Source organism: Sporomusaceae bacterium, from assembly GCA_031460455.1.
Lineage (GTDB): Bacteria > Bacillota > Negativicutes > Sporomusales > UBA7701 > Anaeroselena.
Genome location: JAVKTQ010000022.1, coordinates 1 through 26,159 on the forward strand (window position 1 = coordinate 1; position 26,159 = coordinate 26,159).

Below are 26,159 nucleotides of genomic sequence, written 5' to 3' on the forward strand. Positions count from 1 at the left end.
TACCGAAATGTTTTCCCATGAAAGAGCCTCCTGTCGTAGTCATCCTACAACAGGAGGCTCTTTTGCTCAATGTCCATTTTTCGGGGTTCAGTCCACTAAACGGCCTCGTGTTTTCTGCTAATAAAAGCGGGGCCACACGGCCTCGTTTTTACATTTCTTTCTCTCCTGCGCTCGCATAGTAACAAAGAATTTTTCCTTTATACCAAGCCATTGCGACAAAACATCGCTCCAGCCGACACATAGTAACAAGTAAATTTGTGCTTACGCCGTGGCGGCAAGCGAAAATAGTTGAGCATGTATTCTTGCATTACCGGCTAAATAAGTGCTATAATATACTGGTCTAATGAGACAGGTTTCAAATTCTATATTTGAACCTTCCCTGCTCCCTCGCGGGGGCCGAATAGTCCAAAGGAGGAGGTGGTTTCATGAGAAAGTATGAAGTCATGTACATCGTGAAGCCGGCGGAAGAAGAGGCTGTCGAGGCGGTTGTCGCCAAATTCGAGAACCTCATCAAAAACAACGGCGGCACGATCGACAAAGTCGACCGCTGGGGCAAACGTCGCCTGGCGTTCGAACTCAAAGACTTCAACGAAGGGATTTACTTCATAGTCTACTTCACCGCCCCGGCCGGCGCCGTCGCCGAGCTTGAGCGCGTGATGAAGATTACCGACGAAATCCTGCGCCACATGGTTGTCAAACAGGAAGATTAGGCCAGGAGGATAGCTATGAACAAGGTCATTCTGGTCGGCCGGCTCGCCCAGGATCCGGAAGTGCGCTACACCCAAAGCGGCAAAGCCGTCGCCTCCTTCACCATCGCCGTCAACCGGTTTTCCGGCGGCGGCCAGAAGGAAGCCGACTTTATCCCCATCGTCGCGTGGGAAAAGCTCGCCGAAACCTGCGGCAACAACCTCACCAAGGGTCAGCGCGTTCTTGTCGAAGGCCGTCTGCAAATCCGCTCCTACGAGACCAATGACGGGCAGAAGCGCCGCGTAGCGGAAGTCGTCGCCCAGAACATCGAGTTTCTCGAGCGCAAGCAGCCTGCCGAAGACAAAGAAGCGACCCCGTTTGGCGGTCAGGTATTTCCGGAAGAAGAAATTCCTTTCTAAAGGAGGGTTACAGTGAAACGCGAAAAAGGCCGCAAGCCGAAGAAAAAAGTCTGTAGTTTCTGCGTGGACAAAGTCGAGTCCATTGACTATAAAGAGGTACCCAAGCTGCGCCGCTACACCACCGAACGCGGCAAGATCCTGCCCCGCCGCATCTCGGGCAACTGCGCCAAGCACCAGCGGCAGCTCACCGTCTCCATCAAACGGGCCCGCAACATGGCCCTGCTGCCCTTCACCGCAGAATAGCGAATCAAAGCCAGCACCCCTCTGAGGGGTGCTTTTTTTTGCCCGTTGTACGCTTTACCATAAAGCTATTACAAGATAATCGCGGCAGCAGCATGTTATAATGAAAGCAGAAACATTTGGAAAAGGCGCTGTCTCAGGAGGTTTCCGATGAACGACCGACCACTATGCGCAACAAAGATTATGCAGGCTTTGCCGGAAAATGAAAGGCAACTGATTAATGTCCTCAACCAACTGCAAGAGAAAAAGGGGTATATTTCCCAGGAAGATCTGCAAAACCTTTCGGCTGAGACCGGACAGCCGGAAGCTTCACTTCACGGGCTTGTCAGCTTCTTTAACAGCTTACGCACCCGCCCGCTGGGCAGAAATCATCTGTCGGTTTGCTACGGGACAGCCTGCTATACCCGTGGGGCCGACCTGCTATATGACCGTCTCGCCGGCGAACTGGAACTAGATGCCGACGGTACCACCGCCGACGGGTTCATCACCGTCGACAAGGTGCAGTGTGTCGGCGCCTGCAGCTTAGCGCCGGTGCTTGTCTGCAACGGCGCCCTCGAAGGCAAGGTAAAATCAAACCAGATGCCGGCAAAAATACGGGCCTTAAGAGAAAACGATGCAAAGCACAGCTGAAAACTTATTCTCCACCGTCCGCGCGAAACTGCAACTGGCCCCCCTGAAATATACCCCGCCGCCGCCCGCCTTGCCGCTGCCCCCTCGGGCGGGGCAAGAAATCGTTCCCCTGTTAGCTGCCCGCTATGGGCTCGGCGACATACCGCCCGGCCTCCGGAAGATAGCCGAGCAGGGGCATGCTGATTTATGCCCGGCCAACATGGCCCGCATCAGCGTGGGCATGGCGTCCTGCGGACAGGCGTCCGGCGCAGGCCCGTGGGCCACCCGGCTGGCGGCCCGGCCGGATTTTGTCAACCGCGTCATCGTGCGCAACGTCGGCTGTCTCGGCGCTTGCTACGGCGAGCCGCTGGTCGACGTCCGGACAACCGAGGGTCTTCATTACCTTTTCGGCCGGGTGTCGAGCGAGGTGCACTGGCCGATCATTCGCACCGCCCAGCAGCAGTCCTTGCAGCGGGGCGCGTGGCTTGTGCTGCGTGAACGCCACCCCGGATTGTTAACCGGGTTTGGCGATTTGGAAATAATAAAATCGTATCGAGACTCTTTCGCCGCCTTTTTTGAACATCAAAAGCGCCTTATCACCGGCAACTGCGGGCTTATCGATCCGCTCAGCCTGCCGGAATATGTCGCCACCGGCGGCTATTTTGCCCTTGCCAAGGCTCTGATCAAGCAAAGCCCGGCAGATATCGTCGCCGAAATATCCGCATCAGGCCTGCGGGGCCGGGGCGGCGGCGGCTTTAACACCGGCTGGAAATGGGAAACGGCGGCCGCCAGCAGCGACCGGCGGCGGTTTATCGTTGCCAACGCCGATGAAGGCGACCCTGGGGCCTACATGGACCGGACGCTGATGGAAAGCGACCCTCACCGGGTGCTGGAAGGAATCATTCTGGCCTCGTATGCCTGCGGCGCCGGCGAAGCATATATTTTCGTGCGGCACGAGTACCCGCTGGCGGTGGCGAGGCTGCGCCAGGCGATTGCCGACGCGCGGGCCGCCGGCCTGCTGGGGGAACGGATATTGGGGACGGATTTTGCCCTGCAGGTCGGTATTATTCAAAGCGGCGGCGCATTCGTCTGCGGCGAAGAGTCGTCCCTGCTCCAGGTCATGCAGGGGCAGCGCGGCGAACCCTGGCCGCGCCCGCCGTACCCGTCGGAACAGGGCTTCCATGGGCATCCCACCGTTATCAACAACGTGGAAACGCTGGCAAACGTCCCGTGGATCATTGCCCACGGCGCCGACGCCTTTCGCGCCGCCGGCAACGATGACAGCCCGGGGACCAAAATATTTTGTATCACCGGCGACATACCGAATACCGGCTTTATCGAAGTACCTTTAGGCGCCAGCGTCCGCACCGTCGTAGAAAATATTGGCGGCGCCGCGCATAACGAAATCAAAGCACTGCAGATTGGCGGCCCCTCCGGCGGCATTGTGCCTTACAAAGACTTTGCCCTGGACTATTCTTCGCTGTCCACCGCCGGGGGCATGATCGGCTCCGGCGGGCTGGTTGTCCTCAACCATTCGCGTTGTTTGGTAGACCTGACCCGCCACCTGACCGGTTTTATGGCTGACGAGTCCTGTGGCCAGTGCCTGTTCTGCCGGGACGGGCTCGCTCTCCTCACCGGCATGCTGGATAATCTGACAACCGGGACGGGAAAACCGGGCCTTATAGAACAACTCGAAGAACTGAGCCGGGCCGTCGCCGACATGTCGATGTGCGCGCTGGGCCGCACGGCCGTAAACCCCCTTCTGACGACCATCCGCCATTTTCGTAGCGAATACGAAGCACACCTGGCCGGTGTCTGTCCGGCTGTCACCTGCAAACCCCTGATCCGTTTTGAGATCATTCCCTCCCGGTGCACCGACTGCCGGGGCTGTCTGGACTGCCCGGTGCAGGCGATCAGCCGCCAAGCCGGCCAGGGTCCGCTCGGCTATTCCGTCGACCATGAGAAATGTATCCGCTGCCGCTCCTGTGCCGAAATTTGCCCCCATGACGCCATCCGGGCGGTTTCCGGAGGTGACCGGCCGTGAACCGGACCGCTAAAATAATCGTCGACGGGCGACTGTGTGCGGTCCGGGAAGGCGAACCGCTGCTGGCCGGCTTGCAGGCTGAGGGGTTCAATATACCGGCGCTTTGCCATCATCCCCGGCTTGGTCCGCTGCGCCGCTGCAGCCTGTGTATAATCGAAGTGCACAGCCAGGGGCAATGGCAGCCAAGCCATGCTTGCACGGTACTTGGGGCCTCCGGGCTTGAAATACGCACCGTTTCCCCCGGCATACACCGGCTAAGGGCGCTGGCTGCCAAAATGCTGCTGGCGCGCGGTCCGTTTCGGGACCAATCGGTTGCCGTCATGCTTAATGAAGTGCTGACCGCGGCGGAAGCCGCCGGCGTCCCGTGGCAAGCCGGTCGTGACGCCGGCCATGGCGATGGGCTTTCGGGCGACCCGGCAGCGTCGGCGATGGCAAAAGGGTGTATCCTCTGTGGCCGCTGTATCGCCATCTGCCGGAAAATCGGCAGGAACTACCTGACCTTTCTCAATAAGGGAAAAAAACTCCAGATAGGCTATGCGCCGGGAGCGGCGACCCGTGGCTGCGGCGCCTGCAAGGCATGCGCGAAGCTCTGTCCCACCGCCTTTATCCTGACCAACGGCCAAACAACCTTTACGGCGAAGCTCTATCGGGAGTAGCGCCGCCACATAGGGCAAACAATCCGCCGCATCGCCAAGAATACATCCCGAAGGAGGTAATACGCCTGATCACCGTCGGCATAATCATCTTCCCCCAGGTCGAAGAGCTGGATTTCGTCGGGCCTTACGAGGTGCTGAACTATATCAACAAAGTGCGGCCAAACAGCACCACTGTCCTTCTTGTGGCCGAAACCCCCGAACCGGTCGCCGCCTTCAACGGCATGCGTATCATCCCCGACACTACGCTCGCGGACTGCCCGCCCCTCGACATAATCGTCGCCCCTGGAGGCAAAGGTCGCATGGCAGCGATGAAGAACCCCGCTATCCGTGAATTCCTCCGCAGCCGGCAGGCAAGCGCGAGGCACGTCGCCTCCGTCTGCACGGGCGCCTTTCTGCTGGCCGAGGCCGGCCTGCTTACCGGCCGGAAAGCCACAACCTACCACACCGCCTTCGCCGAGTTGGCGGCCTATTCCGTCGAAGTCGTGCCGGCCAAAGTCGTCAACGACGGCGGCATCATCACCGCCGCCGGCGTCAGCTCCGGGCTCGAACTTGGCTTTTATCTCCTGCGGCTGCTGTTTGGCGTCGACCTCGCCCAGGAAGTGGCCCGGCGGATAGAGTACGACATCGACGTCAGCGCCCTGTGAACCACGGTCATAAAACTAAAACAGAGACCGCCTCGTGGCGGTCTCTGTCTGTTCCATCGGTCCTACTTGATTTCGTCCAGCAGCATATCGTACACCGAATGGGGCGTCACCGCCTGCCAGCTCTGGTCGCCGGGAGCCGGCCGCATCTTTCCGGCCGCGTCGTAAAGCATCCGGGACGCCGTGCGGTACTTCTTCGCCGCCGTCTGGAAATCCACCGTCAAAACAGCGTATTTCGTGCCGTCCTTGGCCGTCTCGTAGATCATCAACACCTCGGCGCTCGTCTGACCGCCCCCCGAGCGTACGGAAGCCGGCTTATACAGATAATACGCGTCATTGGCGGTCGACTTGGCCAGATACTTGTAGCCGGGCAGAGCATACGGCGGCGGCGTCGCGTTCACAGCCAGCCCGCGGCCCTTGCAATACTCCGCCACTGCCGCCATAATCCGCTCCGTATCCGAGCCGGGGATCACATACTCCCAGCCGCCGCCGGCCGTATCGGCCGAAAGCACCTGGCCGCCCTCGCCGTACAGCATCTTCGCCCTCACGGCCACCAACTGCTCCGAAGGCCTGAACACGGCATCCCAGCTCTCGGCCTTGACGCCGTTCTTGATTTCGCTCTTCGCGAACCGGAGCATGACCGACACATCGTTGCCGCTCACCTTTACGGTGGACGGGTCGAGGGAAACAGAGTCGCCGCCGGCGACCGTCAGCAGCTTGGCAAACTGCGGCGCCTGCTTGGCAGGCGGCGCGGCCGGCTTAGCGCCGCCGCAGCCGGCCAGGGCGACGGCCAGCAGCAAAATAATAACAATCGAAATCAACCGCATGAGAACTCCCCCTTCGAAATAACACCGCTATTATTCGCCCCTCACCTTCCCGTTCCCTCCCTGACAGCATTCTGATTTCTTACCTGTATCCTTAACCGCAAAATCGCTCCCGGAGCCGTATCTCAGGAAAGGAAGGCGCCGGTCATAGCGGGCCGCCAGCAGGCCGCCGCAGATCAGCGCCGCCCCCGCCGCGTGGCCGGGACTGAACGGCTCGCCCAGCACGACTACACTCAATATTGTACTCACCAGCGGCGTCATGTACTGATAAAGCGTCGTCCGCACCGGCGAAGTCCGGCCGATACCCTGAAACCAACACACAAACGCCACAATCGTACCCAAAACCACGATATAGACAAACTCCAGCGCCGTCAACCCCCCGAAGCTAACGTCGCCGAACGGCGGAGCGAACGCCGCGTTGGCGATGAAAAGCGGCAGCGCGACAACCGAGGCGAGCGTAAACAGCTTGACGGCCGAGTAACGCTTGAGCAACGGCGAAGAGGCAAGCGAGTAATAAGCGAACAGCGCCGCGCTCGCCAGAATCAGCAGATTGCCTACAAATGCCGCCGAAGTGAACTCCAGGCGCGAACCCGGCGTCGTCGCGACAATCACATAGATGCCGGCGAACGCGGCCGCCGTGCCCAGCAGACGGAGCCACCCCGCCCGCTCCCGGCCGGACGCGAACGCATACAGCAGCGTGAACAGCGGCGCCGTGCAGATCAGCAGCGCTGCGGACGACACCGTCGTCCGGTGAATGCCGTACGTCCAGGTCACATTCTGCAGTCCGACTCCAAACAGCCCGAGGAAAATGACCGGCGTCACATCGCCGGGGTCAACGCGAAAGCTCTCGCCGCGCCAGGCGACGTACAGCAGTAGCAGACCGATCGCCGCCACAAAGCGGATGACGAGAAAAAGCGGTTCAGGCACTGTCGTCAGCACGATTTTGACCACCAGATAATTTACCCCCCACAGCGTCCCCGCCAGAGCGGCGAATCCTTCCCCGCGCCCGCCGTCGCCCCGGTTATTCTCGGCATCTATCGCCAACCGCCCCAAAGTCGCGCCTCCCGCAGATATTTATCCATCACCAATAATAAAAGCGCGGAAAGGCCAGTTATTGTAGAATCTTGCTCTTTGCGGGCGCAAAAAAACCGCCGGTGTCCCGGCGGTTTTCGCTTACCTGAGATACTGGCGGGGTGTCACCCCGAACTTCTTTTTGAAAGCCTTGTGAAAATGGCTTTGGTCGCAGAAGCCCGTCTCCATCGCCACGGCGACGATTTTCCGGCCGCTGGCCAGCAGATCGGCCGCCTTCGTCAGACGCACGTCAAGCTGGTACACGTGCGGCGGAACGCCGACCGTCCGCTCGAAAACCCGGCAGAGATGGAAAGGGCTAAACCCGGCGATCGCCGCCAGCGTCCCGATCGAAACATTCTCGTAGCAGCAGTCGCCGAGATACTCGCATACCCGTCGCACCGCCCCCGTCTCGTCGCCGGCTGCCGGCCATTCGTCCCGGCCGCGGGAATGACGGTTGACCAACAGGGAAAAGACCTCCCGCAGCAGACACTCCTTGGCCAGTTGCGAATCCGGTGACGGCGCCAGCTCATACAAGCGGAAAATCTTCCCGTACAGTTCGCCGTCCTTCAGCAGCGGCACGGGGAAATGGGCCTCCGACGCTTCCCGTCCCGGCAGCTCCGTCAGCAGGGCGGCGAAAAGCTCCCGGCTGATCCGCAGCGAGCGGCTGGAATAACTGGCCCCGCAAGGAATGTCGCCGGCGTGTGCCTCGCCCCACTCGCTCACGAAAATTGACCCCGGCGTGATAGCGTACTTCTCCCGCCTGCTCTCGCTGATCCGCACCCCCGCCTCGGCGACACTCAGACTGAAAACGCCGTGGATGTGCCGCGGCACGTGGCGGGTGACGCCGACGCCACGGTAAAGCTCCAGCCCAGGGATGTCGCCCACGCGGCAATAGCTGATCCCATCCGCGGGGGCAACGCTACGACCGTTCATCGCCGCCACCTCCCAACACCGCAAAATAATACAAGAAACCGTTCCTGAAAGCCCTGACAATGGTACTAAGCATTAAAGCTCCGCTATTAGCAACCATTATATACCAACCGGGGCCGAAGGAAAAGCGCTTTCGGCCAATTGAGAGCAAGGAGGAATCCCTGTGCAGCCAACAAACAAAACAAACATCGCCACATTCTTCACCGCCTATATCCTGTCCGCTTTCGGTTTCGAGTTCGTTTTTTTCCTGATGACCATCTATGTCTACGGCTTAACCCAGAGCGCCCTCAACGTCGGCGTATTCGGCGCGCTGACCTTCGTTCCGCGCTTGTTCGCCCCCCTTTACGGCGTCGTCATCGACCGCTACAGGCGTGCGACCGTGCTAGCCGGGGTTTCGGTCGTAACGGCTCTCCTTGTGGCCACTATGAGCCTCAGTCTCGGCCTGGCGTGGATATACGCCTTGTGGCTGCTCATCTCGGTGCTGCTCACCGTCATCTCCATCGTCAGAACGGCACTGATGACCGAAATCATGGCCAAGGACGGCTTTGTCTTAGGCAACTCCGCGGTATTTATAAGCCTCAATTGCGCCAAGATGCTTGCCCCGTTCCTCGCCGGCTTCGCCACCGCCCTCTTCAGCCCCGCTGCCCTCTTCATCGCCACCGGCGCTGTTTTTCTGGCCGTCGCCGTGCTCAGTCGCCTTATCGATATTCCGCGCCAAACCTGCCCCGCCAAGGAGCGCCAGGTTCTGGGCGAGATGACTGCCGGCATTCGCTTCATCCTTGCCAGTCCCCAACTGCGCTTCCTCATCGCCGTCGCCTTCCTGTGGGCCATGTCCCTGCGCCTGCAGCTACCGCTATTCGTCGTCTACGTCAAATCTTCCCTCGGCGGCGGCGACGCGGAATACGGCCTCTTCATGACCGTCGTCGGCCTCGGCAGCATCCTCGGCAGCCTCGCCGGCCCGTGGCTCATGAAGCGCGGCAACCCTCTCCCCCTTGCAATGGCCGGGCTCACCGTCCACTATGCCAGCTTTGTCCTCCTCGGCTTCGTTCCAAGCTTTCTCCTTGCTACGGCGACTGTTTTCGGCGGCTACGTCTTCTTCTACGCCGCCCTCGTCGGGATCCACGCCCTCCGGGACAGAGGCACCGCCGCCAACCTCCGCGGCCGCGTCTACGGCTCCGTTACCGCCATCCTGACGCCGGCCGCCATCGTCTCCATGCTGGCCGGCGGCTATCTCGCCGGCCGCTTCGGAGCCGACAAAGTCCTGGCCGGCGCCGGCCTCGTCGCGCTCGCCACCCTCTACCTCCTCTACTATTTCGCCTGCCGGCGCTGGACCGGCGCGGCGGAAGGCGCTCTCACACCAGCGGGAAACCAGGCTGAACGATAGCGCAAAAAAAAAGCGCCGGAAATCCGGCGCTTTAATCATTCCTACTGCTTCAGCACATTGACGAACCTGTCCACCAGCATGGGGTCGAACTGCCGCCCCTTGAAGCGTTCCAGCTCTTTCAGCGCCTCCGCGGGCGGTATCGCCTTGCGGTACGGGCGGTCGCTGGTCATCGCGTCGTACGCGTCGGCGATCGACAGAATGCGGCACTCCAGGGGGATATCCTCGCCGACGAGCCCCAGCGGATACCCCTGGCCGTTCCACCACTCGTGGTGCTTCAGAATACGATCGGCAATCGGGCACAGATCGGGGACCGACTGGGCGATGCGGTGGCCGATCTCCGAATGGCGCTGCATCTCCACATACTCCTCCTCGGTAAGCTTGCCCGGTTTGAACAGAATGCGGTCGGGAACGCCGACTTTGCCGAAATCGTGGAACTGAGCCAACAGGCGGAGCTCGGCCATATCGCGCTCCTCCAGGCCGAGAGCCAGGCCGAGTTTATCGATCAGGACGATCAGCCGCTCGCCATGGCCGTCGGTGATGAAATCGCGGGCCTCCAGCGCCTTCTTAAGGCCGTGCACCAGCATGCTGCGGGCGCTCTTGCTGTGATGGAGCTTCTCGCGGTACATATTGTCATCCGCTTCCTTGAGCAGCTGGTGGATATCCTTCGTCTCCGCGCTGGTCACCGCGCAACCGAGGGAAATGCTCAGCGGCAGGCCGGGTTCCAGCTTGTTTTGCCTGGCGATGGCGGCGCGGATGCGGTCCATAACCTTCTTGACACCCTGGAAATCGATATTATACAGCAGGACGACAAACTCGTCCCCGCCCACACGGGCCACAAAATCGCCCTCGCGAACCGCGCTGGCGATCGCCGTCCCGGCCGCGCGCAGCAGCGCGTCCCCGGCCTGGTGGCCCATCGAATCGTTTATCAGCTTGAGCCCGTCCACATCGCAGCCGACGACGCCGACCCGAAGCTCGCGGGCCGCCTCCAGACGGCGGACCTCCTCATCGAAATAAGCCCGGTTGTAAAGCCCGGTCAGCGAATCGTGCATCGTGATAAACCGCAGCTTCTCCTCCAGCTCCTTGCGCTCCGTTATATCCCGCGCCACCGACAAAACGGTTGTCTGCCCGTACAGCGAAAACAGGTGGGCGTTTACCTCCACCGGGATTTCGGCCCCCGCCTTTGTCCGGTGCACAGCCTCAAACAGAGCGTGCTTCTGCTGGCGGAGCTTGTGGTCGATCAGCGGGAGCTGGGCGGCGATGACCGGCTGCTCGATATCGGCCGGCGAAAGCCTTAGCAGCTCCTCGCGGCTGTACCCCAGCCGCAGGCAGGCCACCTCGTTCACCTCGATCAGCCGGCTTGGCTCTTCGCCCTTTGCCAGGCTGTAGACAAAAACAGCGTCGTTGACACTGTTGAACAGAACCTGGTAACGCTCCTTGCTTATCCGCAGATCCTCTTCCGCCTGCTCTCTTTCGGTAACGTCAAGCCCGACGCCGACGATATAATCGCCCTCCTCGCCCACGCCGCGCAGGACGGTGAACGACCAGGCAACAAGGCGGAGATGGCCGCTCTTGGTCAGCCAGAAATTGGCCGACGCCGTACGGCACTCTTGAGCCTGCAGCTTGCCGATAATCGTCTGCACCGTCAGAACATCGTCAGGCAACAGCAGCATATCCCACAGATACCGTCCGTCCATCTTCTGCCCCGGCGCGGACAGCGCCTGGCGGAAAGCCTGATTCAGGCGGACAATCCGGCCGGTGGAGTCCACCACTACCACCAGCGCGTCGACGGTATCGAGCACCGAACTCAAAAACTTATTGGCCGCCCTCGACAAATCCAGCTCTCTGTTCAGGCCGGCTTTTGCCGACGCCAGCTCGGCCAGCTGCCGGTGCAGCGCCCCATCCTCATCGGGGTGGCGTTTCGCGTGCTCGTGACTTGACATCAGCAATCACCTTCTTACTATATAATGCCGGATTATCTGCATGCACTATTATTATCGTAATATTGTCGCCGGAAATTAAGGGACCGTCCGCACGTCGATCGTCGGCGCCATGAAGGAAACGGGACATACAAGTGCGAATAAATACAGTCCAGGCTTTTGCGGCCATTGATAAGCCCCCGTCTGCGGCGTTGCTCCTCGGCTGCCATCCTCAGCGTACGTTCGTGTACGCTTCCGGTGTCAGCCTCCGGTGCGCCTTGCATCTGGGCACTTCTAAATGGCCTCCTTCGGCCGTGAATAAGCCCCCATCTGCCGCAGACAAGGCACTGCCCCTCCCCGGCGGCAATAAGCCCGTGGCCGGGAATCGAAAGCCGGCGTTTGGCCGATGCTAATCCCGAGAGCAACCGCTAATCTATATCCGAGGTGAACCATGCGACAGACCAACACGCGTCCCACCGTCGAAGCGGGCATCATGGCCGCCATCGCCGTCGTTTTCGCCCTCATCAGCGTCTACGTCCCCGTGGTCGGCGCCTTTGTCACCTTCCTGTGGCCGGTACCCATCATCCTTCTCGGCGTCCGCCACGGCTTCCGCTGGAGCGTCATGGCCACCGTCGTTGCCGGCGTCCTCAGCGCCATCCTCATCTCGCCCCTCAAGGCGATCCACATCGTCGTCGGCTTCGGACTCATCGGCCTCGTCTTCGGCCACGCCTTCCGCGCCGGTTTCGGGCCCTTCAAAACCATCCTCTGGGGTTCGGTCGTCTGCCTGATCTCCAACCTCGCCCTTATGGGGCTCACCTTTGTCGTGATGGGTGTCAACCCGTTCGCCTTTCAAATCGAATCCATGGAAAAATCGATGGTCGAAGCGATTGAGCTATACCGCGGCTTCGGCATGACGGAAACGATGATTGCCCAAATGCAGGAGCAGTTCAAGATAATGATGACGATCTTTCAGGTGCTCCTGCCCGCCCTGCTGACCTTGTCCGCCGTTTTTCAGACCTACCTCAACTTCCTTCTAGCCCGGGCGGTGCTGCGCAAACTCGGCCACGCCACCCCCGTCTTCCCCCCCTTCCGCGAATGGTCGCTGCCCAAGGCGATGCTCTACATTGCCGCCCTGGCCACCGCGGGCCTCTTTTTTAGCCAAAACCTGCAAAACGACCTGCTTGCCAAAATTGCCCTAAATCTGCTTGGGGGATCGGTCATACTCCTTTTCGGGCAAGGCTTGGCGCTATTTTACTACCTTGCCGACAAATACAATTTGTCAAGGCTTATGCGCACCATTATACTGATTATGATATTGACCAACTCTCTTCTACAAACAGTCGTCGTTTTCGCTGGCATTTTCGATCTTGCCGTCAATTTCCGCCAGCTAAATACACCCCGGTCGTCCTGACAGGAGGGTAAATAATGTCCCGCGGACCGTCGCTGTGGTTCGATACCCGCGTCTATCTCGCCGTATCGGCCGCGCTGCTCCTCATCATCCTCTTCTATAATAAATACGTAGCCGTCATCGGCGCCATCCTCCTCTACATCCTCTACCTCTACGGGCGGGAGCGGCACCTCGAGCGGCAGAAAGAACTGTCGGCCTACCTTGACCTCATGAGTGAAAGCGTCGGCCAGGCGGCCCGCTACGCCCTCCAGAACCTGCCGCTGGCCATCGCCATCGTCGACGGCGCCGGCAAGTTCCACTGGCGCAACAGCGTCCTCGCCGACTGGGCGGACGCCGAACTCGGGCCATCCGACGGCATCGACCGCTTCTGGCCGGGCATCGACCTCGCCCGCCTGTGGGGCAAGGCCGGCTTCGAAGCCTTCCACGCCCGCGGCCGCCACTACCAGGCGGTCTACAAGCCGCTGGAAGGCCCCAACCAGAACGCCCCGCCGCTCATGATCTTCTCCTTCACCGACATAACCGCCAGCGAAACCGTCAAACTCAGCTGCGAAGGCGCCATGCCGGTACTCGCGTACATCCAGATCGACAACTACAGCGACGTCCTCAAAGGCCTCAGCGAGAGCCAGCGTTCAGCCATCCTCGCCGAAGTCAACCGCCGCCTCAGCGAATGGGTCGGCCTCCTCGAAGGCTTCCTCAAAAAATACAGCGAAGACAACTACATCGCCGTCTTTGACCGCCGGGCCCTCGACGCCGCTCTCGCCGACAAATTCGACATCCTCGACACCGTCCGCACCATCCACGGCGGCAACCGCATCCCCGTCACCCTCAGCCTCGGCGTAGCCGCCGACGAGTCCACCGTCGCCGCTCTCGGCCAGCGTGCCCAGGCCGGGCTCGACCTTGCCCTCGGGCGGGGCGGCGACCAGGCCGCCGTTCATATTGCCGGCAAAGTCCAGTTCTACGGCGGCAAAGCCAAGACCGTCGAAAAGAGCACCCGCGTAAAAGCCCGTATCGTTGCCCAGGCCCTCCGCGACATCATCGCCGGCGCCTCATCCGTCGTCGTAATGGGCCACGCCAACGAAGACTACGACAGTCTCGGCGCCTCCCTCGGCGTAGCCAGGATGGCCCGCTTCCTCGGCAAGCCGGCCCAGATCGTCGCCAGCCGTCCGGGCGCGGCGGTCGAAAAACTCGCCGAATGCCTCGACGAATACGAAGAACACCGCACCCTATTCGTCGACCCGGCCCAGGCGGAAGCAACCGTTGGCCCCGGCACCGTCCTGTTCGTCGTCGACACCCACCGGCCGGCGCTCGTCGCCGCCCCCGCCCTCCTCGGCAAGGCCGAAAAAATCATCGTCATCGACCACCACCGGCGGGCCGAAGACTTTATCGCCAACCCGCTGCTCGTCTACCTAGAGCCCTCGGCTTCTTCCACCAGCGAACTCGTCACCGAACTCCTCACCTACTTCGACGAGAAGCTCGACCTCACAAGGACCGAGGCCTCCGCCCTCTACGCCGGCATCGTCGTCGACACCAAAAGCTTTACCGTCCAGACCGGCGTACGCACCTTCGACGCCGCCGCCCACCTCCGCCGGGCCGGGGCCGACCCCAAACTCGTCCGCCGGCTCTTCCGCGTCGATCTCGACACCCTCAAACACCGGGCCGAAATCATCAACAACACCGAAACATTGCCCGGCGGCGTCGTCATCGCCACCTACACCCAAAAAATCAGCGACCCGCAGATCGCCGCCGCCCAGGCGGCCGACATGCTGCTCAACATCGAGGGCGTCAGAGTAAGCTTCGTCCTCTTCCCCATCGAAGGCGGCGTAGCCGTCAGCGCCCGCTCCCAGGGCGACATCAACGTCCAGGTAATATTGGAAGAACTCGGCGGCGGCGGCCACCAGACCGTGGCCGGAGCCCAGCTCAAAGGCGCCAACATCGAAGACGCCAAGAGCCGCGTTACCGCGCTCGTCGCCAAGTACATCAAGGAGAGTGACAGCCGTGAAACTAATCCTCCAACAAGAAGTTAAAAACCTCGGCAAGAAAGGCGACGTCATAGAGGCATCCGAAGGCTACGCCCGCAACTTCCTGCTACCCAAGAAACTCGCCATCCCCGCCACCGCCGGCAACGTCAACGCCGTCCAGCAGCAGAAAGAAAACGACGCCCGCAAAGCCAAACGCCTCCTCGACGAAGCCCGGCTCTACGCCGCCCAGTTCGCCAAGCTCAAAGTCACCGTCGCCGTTAAAACCGGCGAAGGCGGCCGCCTGTTCGGCTCGGTCACCAGCAAAGACATCGCCGACGCCCTCAAAGACCAGCACGGCGTCGACCTCGACAAACGCAAAATCGAACTCAAGGACGCCATCAAAGCCCTCGGCGTCTACCCGGTAACCGTCAAGCTGCATCCGGAGGTGTCGACCCAGATAGAGGTTCAGGTCACCGCCCAGTAATTTTCCCAGACCGCCCAGCAACCCCCATCTGCGTTGTTGTTCCACCGGGCGCTTGCTAGCGTACGACCCGAGTACGCGTCGCCGCACGCCCGGCGGAGCCGCCTAGCATCTGGGGGCTTCTGAACGGTCTGGGAGTCGCCTGATTCGGGACTCCTATCACGAACCCGAAAGGACTAAGCAATGAAGAACTTCTTTAACAAATTCATCCCCCACCGGCCGGCTGACGCCCGCGACACGGCTGTCGAACAGCTCAAGCGGCAGGTCGCCTCCCTCTACGGTCTCTATTCCGGTCTCATCGGCTCCGAAAAAGTCGTCCTCAAAGCAGGCAAACTCGACGCCCTCGACCTGCTGCGTTCCGATAGCCTCCCCGAACGCGTCCTGGCCCTCCAGAAACTCGTCTTCGAAGACCCCACCGTAAGCAAGCTCCCCACCCTCGACGAAATCCCCGCCATCCTCGAAGAGATCGAGGACGAGCTCGCCGACCTCATGGCCCGCCGGGCGGTGGAAGACAAGCTCGAAAAGAAGATCGCCGACAGGATGGAAGAGCGCCACCGCGAATACGTCCAGGAAATCAAAATGCAAGTCCTCAAAGAAGAAGAAGAGAACGTCGAGACCCCCCAGACGCTGAAAAAATACGCCATCCTCGAAAAACTCGAACAGAAGAAACTCACTAAATCGGCCATGGAGCAGCTCCGCCCCGGCGCCTTGGGGGAAATCGTCGGTCAGGAGCGGGCCATCGAAGCACTCCGCGCCAAACTCGCCTCCCCCTACCCCCAGCACCTCATCCTTTACGGGCCGCCCGGCGTAGGCAAAACCACCGCCGCCCGCCTCGTCCTCGAAGAAGCAAAAAAACTCAAATTCACCCCCTTCGCCAAGGACGCCGCCTTTGTCGAAGTCGACGGCACCACCCTCAGATGGGACCCGCGCGACATGACCAACCCGCTCCTCGGCTCCGTCCACGACCCCATCTACCAGGGCGCCCGCCGCGACCTCGCCGACACCGGCGTACCGGAGCCCAAACCCGGCCTCGCCACCGACGCCCACGGCGGCATCCTCTTCATCGACGAGATCGGCGAAATGGACCCCATGCTTCAGAACAAACTCCTCAAAGTCCTCGAAGACAAGCGCGTCTTCTTCGACTCCGCCTACTACGATCCCAGCGACCCCAACGTACCCAAATACATCAAGAAACTGTTCGAAGACGGCGCCCCCGCCGACTTCATCCTCATCGGCGCCACCACCCGCGACGCAAAGGAAATCACCCCCGCCATCCGCTCGCGCTGCGCCGAAATATACTTCGAGCCCCTCACCCCCAAACACATCGAAGAGATCGTCTTTAACGCCGCCCGGAAACTCGACGTCGCCATCCACCCCGACATCCCCCGCCTCATCGGCGAATACACCATTGAAGGCCGCAAAGCCATCAACATCCTCGCCGACGCCTACGGTCTCGCCCTCTACCGCGGCGAAACCGGGCAGATAACCATCGGCGTCGACGACATCTACAAAGTTGCCCAGGTCAGCCGTCTTACGCCCTTCGTCAACCTTAAAGCCACCGCCACCGGCGAAATCGGCAAAATCTTCGGCCTCGGCGTCGCCGGCTACCTCGGCTCGGTCCTCGAAATCGAAGCCGTCGCCTTCCCGGCCGCCGTCAAAGGCAAAGGCTCGATCCGCTTCAACGACACCGCCGGTAGCATGGCCAAAGACTCCGTCTTCAACGCCGCCGCCGTTGTGCGCAAAGTCACCGGCCAGGACCCGGCCGACTACGACATCCACGTCAACATAATCGGCGGCGGCCGCATCGACGGCCCCTCGGCCGGCACGGCCATCGTCGCCGCCCTCGTCTCGGCCATCACCGGCCAGGGCATCCGCCAGGACTGCGCCATCACCGGCGAAGTCTCCATCCAGGGCCGGGTCAAGGGTGTCGGCGGCGTATTCGAAAAAGCCTTCGGCGCCAAGCAGGCCGGCATCACCACCATCATAATCCCCAAGGAAAACGAAAAAGACATTCCCGCCGGGCACCTCGGCCTCGACATCCGCCCGGTGGAAACGGTGGACGAAGCGCTGACCGTCCTGTTCGCCGCCCCGGAGAGCGCCAGCGCATAAGGGAGAGGATACCGTGCTAGACAGAATGCCGCCCCAGAACCTAGAAGCCGAACAATCCGTTATCGGCGCCATGCTCATCGAGCGCGAGGCTATATCCCGCGTAGCCGAATTCCTGCGTCCCGAAGATTTCTACCGCGAATCCCACCGCCTCGTCTATGCCGCCACGCTGGCGCTTTACAACCGCGGCGAGGCCGTCGACCTCATCACCCTCACCGAGCAACTGCGTCGCGAGGACAAGCTCGAAGCCGCCGGCGGCATCTCCTACATCACCTCGCTCGCCAACAGCGTGCCCACCGCCGCCAACGTCATCTACCACGCCAAAATCGTCGAAGAAAAAGCCCTCCTGCGCGGCCTCATAAACACCGCCACCCACATCGCCGGCCTCGGCTACGAAGCCAACGAAGAAGTCATCAGCATCCTCGACCAGGCAGAGCGGATGATCCTCGAAGTCGCCAACCGCAAAGTCACCGGCGCCTTCGTGCCCATCAAAGACATCCTCATGGCCGCCCTCGACCGGGTCGAGCAGCTCTACCACACCAAAGGCGGCATCACCGGCCTGCCCACCGGCTTCAGGGACCTCGACCGCCTCACCGCCGGCCTGCAGCCCTCCGACCTCGTTCTCATCGCCGCCCGGCCCAGCATGGGCAAGACCGCCTTCGTCCTCAACATCGCCCAGCACGTCGCCGTCAAAGAGAAAAAACCGGTCGCCTTCTTCAGCCTCGAAATGTCCAAAGAACAGCTTGTTCAGCGCATGCTCTGCACCGAAGCCACCATCGACGCCCAGCGCCTTAAGATCGGCGACCTCAAGGACAACGACTGGTCCAGCCTCGTCAAAGCCGCCGACCGCCTTTCCTCCGCACCCATCTTCATCGACGACACCCCCGGCATGACCGTCACCGAAATCCGCTCCAAGGCCCGCCGCCTCAAAGTCGAGCACGAGCTCTCCCTCGTCGTCATCGACTACCTCCAGCTCATGCAGGGCAGCTCCGGCGGCCGCAACGACAACCGCCAGCAGGAAATATCGGAAATATCCCGCTCCCTCAAATCCCTCGCCCGCGAGCTAAACGTCCCCGTCCTCGCCCTCTCTCAGCTCAGCCGCGGCGTCGAGGCCAGGCAGAACAAGCGCCCCATGCTCAGCGACCTCCGCGAATCAGGCTCCCTCGAGCAGGACGCCGACATCGTCGCCTTCCTCTACCGCGAAGACTACTACAACCACGAAACGGAAAGACCGAACATCACCGAAATCATCGTCGCCAAACACCGCAACGGCCCCGTCGACACCGTCGAACTATACTTCCAGAAGGAATTCACCCGCTTCAAAGACTCTTCCAAAATGAGCGAGCCGGCATAAGCGCAGGCCGTTGATAAGCCCCCATCTGCGTTGTTGGCCCTCCGGGCGCTCGCTCGCCGTACCCCCGCAGTACTGTCTCCGCTCGCGTCCTCGGTCCGCCTAGCATCTGGGGACTTCTGAACGGCCTGCGGGCTTGCCTTCCATAAAGCATATTTTTACGCCGGCATAGCCGGCGTTTTTTCCTTTAAAGGCCCCCTCGTTTTCCCGAACGATTTTAGCCCAAGCTCAAAAAACATTCGAAATTTGTTGTTGACACCCCCCAAGTGAAATGCTATTATAATCAAGGGAAAATACGTATATTTCCTCACGCCCACTCAAATAGCAGCGACGCTCGCGCCTATTTGAGTTATTTTTCTGACCAAGGGAAGACTAAACAAGAGGTGATGTACGTGACCAAAAGCTACGATGTTGTCGTGATCGGTGCCGGGCCTGCCGGCATCTTTACAGGTCTCGAACTTGCCAGGGCCGGCCTCAGTACCCTGATTCTCGAAAAAGGTCGCGATATTACCTCCCGCCGCTGCCCGATCAACCAACACGGCAGCAAGTGCCTGCGCTGCAAGCCCTGCGACATACTGTGCGGCTGGGGGGGCGCCGGCGCGTTCAGCGACGGCAAACTTACGCTTACCACCGAATTCGGCGGCGTACTCGACGAATACATGGAAAAAGACCGTGTCGCCGAACTCATTGACTATATCGACAAAATCTACCTTGACTTCGGCGCGACAACCACCGTCTACGGCGACGACAAGAAAGAGGAAATCCGCCGTATCCAGCGGGTGGCCGCCGCCGCCGACCTCAACCTCATCCCCGCCCGCATCCGCCACCTCGGCACCGAAAAATGCACCGAAATCCTCACCCGCATGCGCGAATACCTCGACGACAAATGCGAGATCCGCACCAACACCGCCGTCGAAGCCATCATCGTCAAAAATGGCGAATACGCCGGGCTCGAGTTGGTCGGCGGGGAAAAGATCGAAAGCAAATACCTCGTCGCCGCCCCCGGCCGCGAAGGCGCCGAATGGTTCTCCGGCCAGGCGGGCAAGCTCGGCCTGTCGATGATGACCAACCCCGTCGACATCGGCGTGCGCGTCGAACTGCCCGCCGTCGTCATGGAGCACATCACCGAAATCGTCTACGAGTCCAAACTCGTCTACTATACCAAATCCTTCGACGACCGGGTCCGCACCTTCTGCATGAACCCCTACGGCGAAGTCGTCAACGAAAACAACGCCGGCCTAATCACCGTCAACGGCCACAGCTACGCCGAAAAACGGACCAAGAACACCAACTTTGCCCTGCTGGTCTCCAAAAGCTTCACCGAACCCTTCAAAGAACCCATCACCTACGGCAAATCGATCGCCAAACTCGCCAACCTTTTGGGCGGCGGCGTCATCGTCCAGCGTCTCGGCGACCTCCTCGACGGCCGGCGCTCCACCCCGGAGCGCATCCACCGCGGCATGGTCGAGCCCACCCTTAAAGACGCCACCCCCGGCGACCTCAGCCTCGTTCTCCCCTACCGCCACATGGTCGCCATCATCGAAATGCTCGAAGCCCTCGACAAAGTCGCGCCGGGCGTCAACTCACGCCACACCCTGCTCTACGGAGTCGAAGTCAAATTCTACTCCTCCCGTCCTCGCCTCAGCCCGGTGCTGGAAAGCGAAATCGCCAACTTCTTCGCCGCCGGCGACGGCGCGGGCGTCACCCGCGGCCTTGCCCAGGCTTCAGCCGCCGGCGTCGTCGTGGCCAGGGAGATAATTGCCCGCGAAGGCAAATAAACCGATGGAATCGAGCCAGGCCGCCCCGAACCGGCGGTCTGCCCAGAAGGAGAGAACCGCAATGATCAAACGCTACACCAACCCCGCCATGGCCAAGATCTGGACCGACGAAAACGAATTCCAAACAATGCTCGACATCGAAATATACGCCTGCGAAGCAATGGCCGAGCTGGGGCAGATTCCGGCCGCCGCCGTACCGGTCATCAAAGAGAAAGCCAAATTCTCCGTCGACCGCATCCGCGAAATCGAACGGGAAATCCGCCACGACATCATCGCCTTCCTCACCGCCGTGGCCGAAAATGTCGGCGACGAAGCCAAATACATCCACATGGGCCTCACCTCCAGCGACGTCAAAGACACCGCCCTCGGCAGCATGATGGCCCAGGCCGCCGACATCATTCTGGACGACCTCGCCAAGCTCCGCGCCGTCCTCTTCCGGCGGGCCGGCGAACACAAACACACCGTCATGATCGGCCGCACCCACGGCATCCACGCCGAACCCATCACCCTCGGCATGAAATTCGCCCTCTGGCTCGACGAGACCGAACGCAACATCGAGCGCCTGAAGCGGGCCCGCGAAACCGTCGCCGTCGGCAAACTGTCCGGCGCCGTCGGCACTTACGCCACCGTCGACCCCAAGGTCGAAGCCCACGTCTGCGCAAAAATGGGCCTCAAAGCCGCCCGGCTCGCCACCCAGGTCATCCAGCGCGACCGCCACGCCGAATTCCTCACCACCCTGGCCGTCGTCGCCTCCTCGCTCGACAAATTCGCCACCGAGATCCGCAACCTCCAGCGCACCGACATCCGCGAAGCCGAAGAATACTTCCACCCCGGCCAAAAAGGCTCCTCGGCCATGCCCCACAAGCGCAACCCCATCACCTGCGAGCGCATATCCGGCCTGGCCCGCGTCGTCCGCGGCAATGCCCAGGCCGCCCTGGAAAACGTCGCCCTCTGGCACGAGCGCGACATCTCCCACTCCTCGGTCGAGCGCGTCATCCTGCCCGACAGCACCAGCCTTGTCGACTACATGCTCCGTCTCATGACCGACATAATCGACAAGCTGCTCGTCTACCCCGACGCCATGCAGGCCAACATGAACAAGACCGGCGGCCTCATCTTCAGCCAGCGACTGCTCCTCGCTCTCGTCGACAAGGGCGTCAGCCGCGAGGACGCCTACCGCTGGGTCCAGCGCAACGCCATGGCCCGCTGGCTCGAAGGCGCCGACTTCAAGACCAACGTTACCCGCGACCCCGACATCGCCAAATTCATGTCGCCGGAGGAAATCACCGCCTGCTTCGACCCCTCCCACCACCTGCGGCATGTCGATACCATTATGGCCCGTTTTGGCCTATAAACAAGAGGTGATAACATGTCAGCAGTAATCGTCATAGGCACCCAGTGGGGCGATGAAGGCAAAGGCAAAATCGTCGACAACCTGGCCGAAAAAGCCGACGTCGTCGTCCGTTACCAGGGCGGCAACAACGCCGGCCACACCGTAGTCGTGGACGGCAAGGAATTCAAGCTCCAGCTCCTGCCCTCCGGCATCCTCTACAAAGACAAGACCTGCGTCGTCGGCAACGGCGTCGTCGTCGACCCGGCCGTCATGATCAAAGAACTCCGCACCATGCAAGAAAAGGGCGTCGAAACCTCCGACCTTAAGGTCTCCAACCGCGCCCACCTCATCATGCCCTACCACCGTCTCCTCGACGAAGTCGAAGAAGACTACCGCGGCGAACACAAGATAGGCACAACCAAACGCGGCATCGGCCCCTGCTACATGGACAAAAACGCCCGTAGCGGCATCCGCATGGTCGACCTCATGGACGAAGACGAGTTCTCCGCCAAGCTCGAACGCAACCTCGAAGCCAAAAACCACCTTCTCCAGGCCGTCTACGGCGTCGAGGGCTTCGACTTCGACGCTCTCCGCGCCGAATACCTCGGCTATGCCCAGGTTCTGCGCCCCTTTGTCGCCGACACCTCCGTATACATCAACGAAGCGCTGGCGGCCGGCAAAAAAGTGCTTTTCGAAGGCGCCCAGGCCACCCTCCTCGACCTCGACCACGGCACATACCCCTACGTCACCTCCTCCCACCCCATCGCCGGCGGCGCCTGCATCGGCGCCGGCATCGGCCCCACAAAGATCAGCAAAGTCATCGGCGTCGTCAAAGCCTACACCACCAGAGTCGGCGAAGGCCCCTTCCCCACCGAACTCAACGACGCCACCGGCGACTACATCCGTGACCGCGGCCGCGAATTCGGCACCGTCACCGGGCGGCCCCGCCGCTGCGGCTGGCTCGACGCCGCCATCGTCCGCTACGCCGGCCAGGTCAGCGGCCTCGACTACCTCGCCGTCACCCGCCTCGACATCCTCGACGGCCTCAAAACCATAAAAGTCTGCTCCGGCTACAAATACAAAGGCCAGCCCCTCGGAGAGTTCCCCGCCAGCCTCAAAGTCCTCAGCGAAGTAGAGCCCATCTACGAAGAACTGCCCGGCTGGACCGAAACGATCAGCGGCATCCGCGCCTACGCGGACCTGCCCGCCAACGCCCGCCGCTACGTCGAGCGCCTCAGCGAAATCGTCGGCGTGCCGCTGGGGATAGTATCGGTAGGCCCGGCTAGGGATCAAACTATCGTACTCCACGAAGTTTTTTAGAGGGAACATAGGCGGCCGGTCTAAAAAGCCAGCTACGGCGTTATCCTTGCGGGCGCTTGCTAGCGTACGTTCCGAGTACGCGTCGCTGCGCGTCCTCAGGATGCCTTGTATCTGGCCTTTTATCCTCGGCCGCTGCGCTTTTCATTCCGACAAATTCAAAAGCTATTTCCGCGCTTGTAACTTCCAGAATCTGACCATTGACAGGCTGCTGGGCTTACGGTATAATCTGATATTGTCAGACATGACCCACTAGCTCAGTCGGTAGAGCACCTGACTTTTAATCAGGGTGTCGATGGTTCGAGTCCATCGTGGGTCACCAGTTATGGCCCGTTGGTCAAGCGGTTAAGACACCGCCCTTTCACGGCGGGAACAGGGGTTCGAGTCCCCTACGGGTCACCATAAGGGCGATTAGCTCAGCCGGGAGAGCGCCTGCCTTACAAGCAGGATGTCGGCAGTTCGATCCTGTCATCGCCCACCATACGCGGCCCCGTGGTGTAGTGGTCTAACATGCCGCCCTGTCACGGCGGAGATCGACGGTTCAAATCCGTTCGGGGTCGCCATTTCATGCCGCGGTAGCTCAGTCGGTAGAGCAGAGGACTGAAAATCCTCGTGTCGACGGTTCGATTCCGCCCTGCGGCACCACAGAAAGAGCAGCTTGCATATCGCAAGCTGCTCTTTCCATTTTGCCGCTATTTCCCACGCATTGTCCCCCCGTGCACCGGCGAAAGCTAACAGACATGAGAGCGACAATCATCGGCTGGCTGCTGCTCCTCCTCCTGCTGACGGCGGCAAGCTATATCACCCGGCCCTACCTGGGCGTCCTGGGCGACGACGACACCGCCTTCGCCCGCGAATACGCAGGAGAAATGCTCGGCCTCCTTGAACAAATGACGGTAGAGGCCGACCAGCTCGCCGGCACTTCGGCGGCAGGCAGCTACTACCTCGACGCCGCCGACGAACTAGGCCGCCGCAAACAGGCCGCCGTCCACCTCAAAGGCGACCTGGCCTACGACTTCGTCTACGCCTTTGCCTGCGCCGAAGAATGGTGCCGTGCCTCGGCCGACGCCTTGCGCCGCCCGCAAGACGCCGCCGCCCCCCGCCGCGCCCGCGAAGCTCTCGCCAGAGCGCGGGCCGAGTTCGCCGCCATCGGCAGCAGAGACTATAAGAGAAGGTGAGGAAATGTACCAAGACCGCCGCCACGCCGGCGAGACCCTCGCCGCCGAACTGGCCGCCCGCCGCTACGAGAACATCCGCCTTTTCGCCGTACCGCGGGGCGGCGTCCTCGTCGCCGCCCCGATCGCCGAACGCCTCGGCGTGGGCGTCGACATCCTCGTCACCCGCAAAATCGGCCACCCCGCCAACCCCGAAGTCGCCATCGGCGCCGTCATGGCCGACGGCGCCGCCGTCCTTGACGAAGAACTCATCCGCGCCTACGCCGTCCCCCAGGAATACCTCGACAGGGCCATCGCCCGCGAATTTGCGGAAATCGAGCGGCGCATGATCGCCTACACCGGCAGCGCCGCCACCCCGGACGTCGCCGGCCGCACCGCCGTCATCGTCGACGACGGCATCGCCACCGGCTACACCATCCGCGCCGCCATCGCCTGGCTCAAAACCCTCGGCCCGGCGAAGATCGTCGTCGCCGTCCCCGTGGCCCCGCCCGAAACCGTCGCCGAAATCGCCGGCGATATCGACGAAATCATCTGTCCCCTCCAGCCGACCGCCTTCATGGCCGTCGGCCAACACTACCGCGACTTCCCCCAGAACAGCGATGAAGAAGTGCTCGCCATCCTGCGCGTTGTAAACAAAAGAAGCCGATCGTAACGTTATCCCCAAGCCCGGCCGTGCGACCGGGCTTTATCCTTTTCCGCTTGTCCCAACCGGCCGTATGCAGTATAATATTGCCCAAACAACGCCCGGAGGTGTCTGATGACCCTGCTATACCACAGCAATATCTTCACCGTCGTCACCAGGAGCGGTCCCGGCCAGCTCGTCGCCCGCAGCACCCTGCTGTCCACCGGTTGGGAAGCCGCCGCCGCGATAAACGCCGCCACCGACACCTTCGTCATCGCCGACGCCCGTTGGGACATCTGCCGTTCGCCCGGCTCGGCCCATAACGGCGGACGCCCCGTCCCCGCCCTCACAGGCGTCGCCGCCGGCCTCGGCTCCGGTCCCGCCCTCCGCGCCGCCGCCAGAGACGAAGGCGACCTTCCCTACCGCCTGCTAGCCGAATGCGTAAAAGGCATTATCCAGTCCGAAACCTACCTCTTCCGCGAACGCGGCTACCCCGACGCCGAAACATACGAACAAACCTGGAAAGAAAACTACACCGGCTCCTGCCGGCGGTACAGCGACCGCACCTACCACGGTCGCAGCTGGTACGGGCACGTCGCCGACCGCGCCTGGAGCGACATCCTTTTCACCCGTATCAAAACAGCCGCCGTCACCGCCGGTGCGGACGGCTCCCTCGCAATCGCCGGCAGCTTCACCGACTCCTTCCACGAACTCGGCGTCCGCCTCTCCGTCCTGGGCGGCGTCGTCACCGCCGCCCAGGCCTCCTTCTTGCGCGCTCCCGACGACATCTGCACACAATCCGTCGCCGCCCTCGCCGCGCTGCCGGGCACGCCGCTGGCCGCCCTCGGCCGCGATGCGGTCGCCCGCCGAATCGGCGGGGCGCAGGGGTGTGTGCATATGGTTGACCTTATCACCCACATGCTCCAAACCTTCCGTGATACCGGCCGTTGATAAGCCCCCATCTGCGTTGTTGTTCCGTCGGGCGCTTGCTAGCGTACGGTCCGAATGCTCCAAACCTTCCGTGATACCGGCCGTTGATAAGCCCCCATCTGCGTTGTTGTTCCGTCGGGCGCTTGCTAGCGTACGGTCCGAGTACGCGTCGCGGCACGCCCGACGGAGCCGCCTAGCATCTGGGGGCTTCTGAACGGCCTTGGCCTTGCTTACGGCCGTCGATTAACCCATGTAACAGACACCCCTCGCCTGCCCTTA

23 protein-coding genes and 5 tRNA genes are annotated in these 26,159 nt (G+C 61.4%); 24 read left to right on the plus strand and 4 right to left on the minus strand.

Annotation, left to right across the window (positions count from 1 at the left end):
• The first annotated feature begins 425 nt into the window (after nt 1–425).
• From rpsF to RIN56_19415, 7 genes are all read left to right on the plus strand, one after another.
• Entirely contained in the window at nt 426–710 is a 285-nt protein-coding gene (rpsF, locus tag RIN56_19385; protein MDR7868963.1) for a 30S ribosomal protein S6, read from the plus strand.
• Nucleotides 711–725: 15 nt separating this feature from the next.
• A complete protein-coding gene (locus RIN56_19390; protein ID MDR7868964.1) occupies nt 726–1,106 on the plus strand; it encodes a single-stranded DNA-binding protein in 381 nt (126 codons plus the stop codon).
• A gap of 12 nt (nt 1,107–1,118) precedes the next feature.
• Nucleotides 1,119–1,349, plus strand: coding sequence for a 30S ribosomal protein S18 (gene rpsR / locus RIN56_19395; GenBank protein ID MDR7868965.1), 231 nt, complete (start codon nt 1,119–1,121; stop codon nt 1,347–1,349).
• A gap of 147 nt (nt 1,350–1,496) precedes the next feature.
• Complete coding sequence (locus tag RIN56_19400) at nt 1,497–1,976, plus strand: NAD(P)H-dependent oxidoreductase subunit E (protein ID MDR7868966.1); 480 nt, start codon at nt 1,497–1,499, stop codon at nt 1,974–1,976.
• Entirely contained in the window at nt 1,960–3,999 is a 2,040-nt protein-coding gene (locus tag RIN56_19405; protein ID MDR7868967.1) for an NADH-ubiquinone oxidoreductase-F iron-sulfur binding region domain-containing protein, read from the plus strand. Before RIN56_19400 ends, RIN56_19405 begins: the two co-directional genes overlap by 17 nt.
• Nucleotides 3,996–4,655, plus strand: a complete 660-nt coding sequence (locus tag RIN56_19410; GenBank protein ID MDR7868968.1) for a 2Fe-2S iron-sulfur cluster-binding protein — start codon at nt 3,996–3,998, stop codon at nt 4,653–4,655. The genes RIN56_19405 and RIN56_19410 overlap by 4 nt, the downstream gene beginning before the upstream one ends.
• On the plus strand, nt 4,577–5,299 hold the full coding sequence (locus RIN56_19415; GenBank protein ID MDR7868969.1) for a DJ-1/PfpI family protein: 723 nt from the start codon (nt 4,577–4,579) through the stop codon (nt 5,297–5,299). Before RIN56_19410 ends, RIN56_19415 begins: the two co-directional genes overlap by 79 nt.
• A gap of 62 nt (nt 5,300–5,361) precedes the next feature.
• Here RIN56_19415 and RIN56_19420 read toward each other — a convergent pair whose 3' ends face one another.
• The 3 genes from RIN56_19420 to RIN56_19430 form a co-directional block, all read right to left on the minus strand.
• A complete protein-coding gene (locus RIN56_19420) occupies nt 5,362–6,123 on the minus strand; it encodes a hypothetical protein (GenBank protein ID MDR7868970.1) in 762 nt (253 codons plus the stop codon).
• 30 nt (nt 6,124–6,153) lie between these two features.
• The gene (locus RIN56_19425) at nt 6,154–7,173 is read right to left on the minus strand and encodes a DMT family transporter (GenBank protein ID MDR7868971.1); all 1,020 of its coding nucleotides are present in this window, start codon (nt 7,171–7,173) and stop codon (nt 6,154–6,156) included.
• A 120-nt stretch (nt 7,174–7,293) separates the two neighbouring features.
• The gene (locus RIN56_19430) at nt 7,294–8,124 is read right to left on the minus strand and encodes an AraC family transcriptional regulator (GenBank protein MDR7868972.1); all 831 of its coding nucleotides are present in this window, start codon (nt 8,122–8,124) and stop codon (nt 7,294–7,296) included.
• Between the two features lie 160 nt (nt 8,125–8,284).
• Between RIN56_19430 and RIN56_19435 the strand changes: the two genes are divergently transcribed.
• Nucleotides 8,285–9,505, plus strand: coding sequence for an MFS transporter (locus RIN56_19435; protein ID MDR7868973.1), 1,221 nt, complete (start codon nt 8,285–8,287; stop codon nt 9,503–9,505).
• 41 nt (nt 9,506–9,546) lie between these two features.
• Here RIN56_19435 and RIN56_19440 read toward each other — a convergent pair whose 3' ends face one another.
• Nucleotides 9,547–11,445 (minus strand): diguanylate cyclase, encoded by a 1,899-nt coding sequence (locus tag RIN56_19440; protein MDR7868974.1) that lies wholly within the window; start codon nt 11,443–11,445, stop codon nt 9,547–9,549.
• 427 nt (nt 11,446–11,872) lie between these two features.
• Here RIN56_19440 and RIN56_19445 point away from each other — a divergent pair, with 427 nt between their 5' ends.
• From RIN56_19445 to RIN56_19520, 16 genes are all read left to right on the plus strand, one after another.
• Nucleotides 11,873–12,832 (plus strand): YybS family protein, encoded by a 960-nt coding sequence (locus RIN56_19445; protein ID MDR7868975.1) that lies wholly within the window; start codon nt 11,873–11,875, stop codon nt 12,830–12,832.
• A gap of 14 nt (nt 12,833–12,846) precedes the next feature.
• The gene (locus RIN56_19450) at nt 12,847–14,853 is read left to right on the plus strand and encodes a DHH family phosphoesterase (protein ID MDR7868976.1); all 2,007 of its coding nucleotides are present in this window, start codon (nt 12,847–12,849) and stop codon (nt 14,851–14,853) included.
• Entirely contained in the window at nt 14,825–15,271 is a 447-nt protein-coding gene (rplI, locus tag RIN56_19455; protein ID MDR7868977.1) for a 50S ribosomal protein L9, read from the plus strand. Before RIN56_19450 ends, rplI begins: the two co-directional genes overlap by 29 nt.
• Nucleotides 15,272–15,451: 180 nt before the next feature.
• Entirely contained in the window at nt 15,452–17,377 is a 1,926-nt protein-coding gene (lonC, locus tag RIN56_19460) for a Lon family ATP-dependent protease (protein MDR7868978.1), read from the plus strand.
• 13 nt (nt 17,378–17,390) lie between these two features.
• Nucleotides 17,391–18,728 (plus strand): replicative DNA helicase, encoded by a 1,338-nt coding sequence (gene dnaB / locus RIN56_19465; GenBank protein MDR7868979.1) that lies wholly within the window; start codon nt 17,391–17,393, stop codon nt 18,726–18,728.
• A gap of 389 nt (nt 18,729–19,117) precedes the next feature.
• On the plus strand, nt 19,118–20,503 hold the full coding sequence (locus RIN56_19470) for an NAD(P)/FAD-dependent oxidoreductase (protein MDR7868980.1): 1,386 nt from the start codon (nt 19,118–19,120) through the stop codon (nt 20,501–20,503).
• Nucleotides 20,504–20,564: 61 nt separating this feature from the next.
• Entirely contained in the window at nt 20,565–21,857 is a 1,293-nt protein-coding gene (gene purB, locus RIN56_19475; protein ID MDR7868981.1) for an adenylosuccinate lyase, read from the plus strand.
• Between the two features lie 15 nt (nt 21,858–21,872).
• Entirely contained in the window at nt 21,873–23,156 is a 1,284-nt protein-coding gene (locus RIN56_19480; protein MDR7868982.1) for an adenylosuccinate synthase, read from the plus strand.
• Nucleotides 23,157–23,399: 243 nt separating this feature from the next.
• A tRNA-Lys gene (locus RIN56_19485) sits at nt 23,400–23,475 on the plus strand.
• Nucleotides 23,476–23,480: 5 nt separating this feature from the next.
• Nucleotides 23,481–23,555 (plus strand) — tRNA-Glu (locus RIN56_19490).
• 3 nt (nt 23,556–23,558) lie between these two features.
• Nucleotides 23,559–23,634: transfer RNA gene (locus RIN56_19495), tRNA-Val, on the plus strand.
• A gap of 5 nt (nt 23,635–23,639) precedes the next feature.
• Nucleotides 23,640–23,716, plus strand: a tRNA-Asp gene (locus RIN56_19500).
• Between the two features lie 6 nt (nt 23,717–23,722).
• Nucleotides 23,723–23,798 (plus strand) — tRNA-Phe (locus RIN56_19505).
• A gap of 95 nt (nt 23,799–23,893) precedes the next feature.
• Nucleotides 23,894–24,331, plus strand: a complete 438-nt coding sequence (locus RIN56_19510; protein MDR7868983.1) for a hypothetical protein — start codon at nt 23,894–23,896, stop codon at nt 24,329–24,331.
• A 4-nt stretch (nt 24,332–24,335) separates the two neighbouring features.
• Nucleotides 24,336–24,980, plus strand: a complete 645-nt coding sequence (locus RIN56_19515) for a phosphoribosyltransferase family protein (GenBank protein MDR7868984.1) — start codon at nt 24,336–24,338, stop codon at nt 24,978–24,980.
• Between the two features lie 105 nt (nt 24,981–25,085).
• Nucleotides 25,086–25,901 (plus strand): DUF2889 domain-containing protein, encoded by an 816-nt coding sequence (locus tag RIN56_19520; protein ID MDR7868985.1) that lies wholly within the window; start codon nt 25,086–25,088, stop codon nt 25,899–25,901.
• The last annotated feature ends 258 nt before the right edge of the window (nt 25,902–26,159 follow it).

Bases quoted from the DNA above. Each gene is read 5' to 3' on its own strand.
- rpsF (MDR7868963.1), top strand. From the start codon at position 426: ATGAGAAAGTATGAAGTCATGTACATCGTGAAGCCGGCGGAAGAAGAG.
- RIN56_19390 (MDR7868964.1), top strand. From the start codon at position 726: ATGAACAAGGTCATTCTGGTCGGCCGGCTCGCCCAGGATCCGGAAGTG.
- RIN56_19400 (MDR7868966.1), top strand. From the start codon at position 1,497: ATGAACGACCGACCACTATGCGCAACAAAGATTATGCAGGCTTTGCCG.
- RIN56_19405 (MDR7868967.1), top strand. From the start codon at position 1,960: ATGCAAAGCACAGCTGAAAACTTATTCTCCACCGTCCGCGCGAAACTG.
- RIN56_19415 (MDR7868969.1), top strand. From the start codon at position 4,577: ATGCGCGAAGCTCTGTCCCACCGCCTTTATCCTGACCAACGGCCAAAC.
- RIN56_19420 (MDR7868970.1), bottom strand. From the start codon at position 6,123: ATGCGGTTGATTTCGATTGTTATTATTTTGCTGCTGGCCGTCGCCCTG.
- RIN56_19430 (MDR7868972.1), bottom strand. From the start codon at position 8,124: ATGAACGGTCGTAGCGTTGCCCCCGCGGATGGGATCAGCTATTGCCGC.
- RIN56_19440 (MDR7868974.1), bottom strand. From the start codon at position 11,445: ATGTCAAGTCACGAGCACGCGAAACGCCACCCCGATGAGGATGGGGCG.
- RIN56_19445 (MDR7868975.1), top strand. From the start codon at position 11,873: ATGCGACAGACCAACACGCGTCCCACCGTCGAAGCGGGCATCATGGCC.
- RIN56_19450 (MDR7868976.1), top strand. From the start codon at position 12,847: ATGTCCCGCGGACCGTCGCTGTGGTTCGATACCCGCGTCTATCTCGCC.
- lonC (MDR7868978.1), top strand. From the start codon at position 15,452: ATGAAGAACTTCTTTAACAAATTCATCCCCCACCGGCCGGCTGACGCC.
- purB (MDR7868981.1), top strand. From the start codon at position 20,565: ATGATCAAACGCTACACCAACCCCGCCATGGCCAAGATCTGGACCGAC.
- RIN56_19480 (MDR7868982.1), top strand. From the start codon at position 21,873: ATGTCAGCAGTAATCGTCATAGGCACCCAGTGGGGCGATGAAGGCAAA.
- RIN56_19510 (MDR7868983.1), top strand. From the start codon at position 23,894: ATGAGAGCGACAATCATCGGCTGGCTGCTGCTCCTCCTCCTGCTGACG.
- RIN56_19515 (MDR7868984.1), top strand. From the start codon at position 24,336: ATGTACCAAGACCGCCGCCACGCCGGCGAGACCCTCGCCGCCGAACTG.
- RIN56_19520 (MDR7868985.1), top strand. From the start codon at position 25,086: ATGACCCTGCTATACCACAGCAATATCTTCACCGTCGTCACCAGGAGC.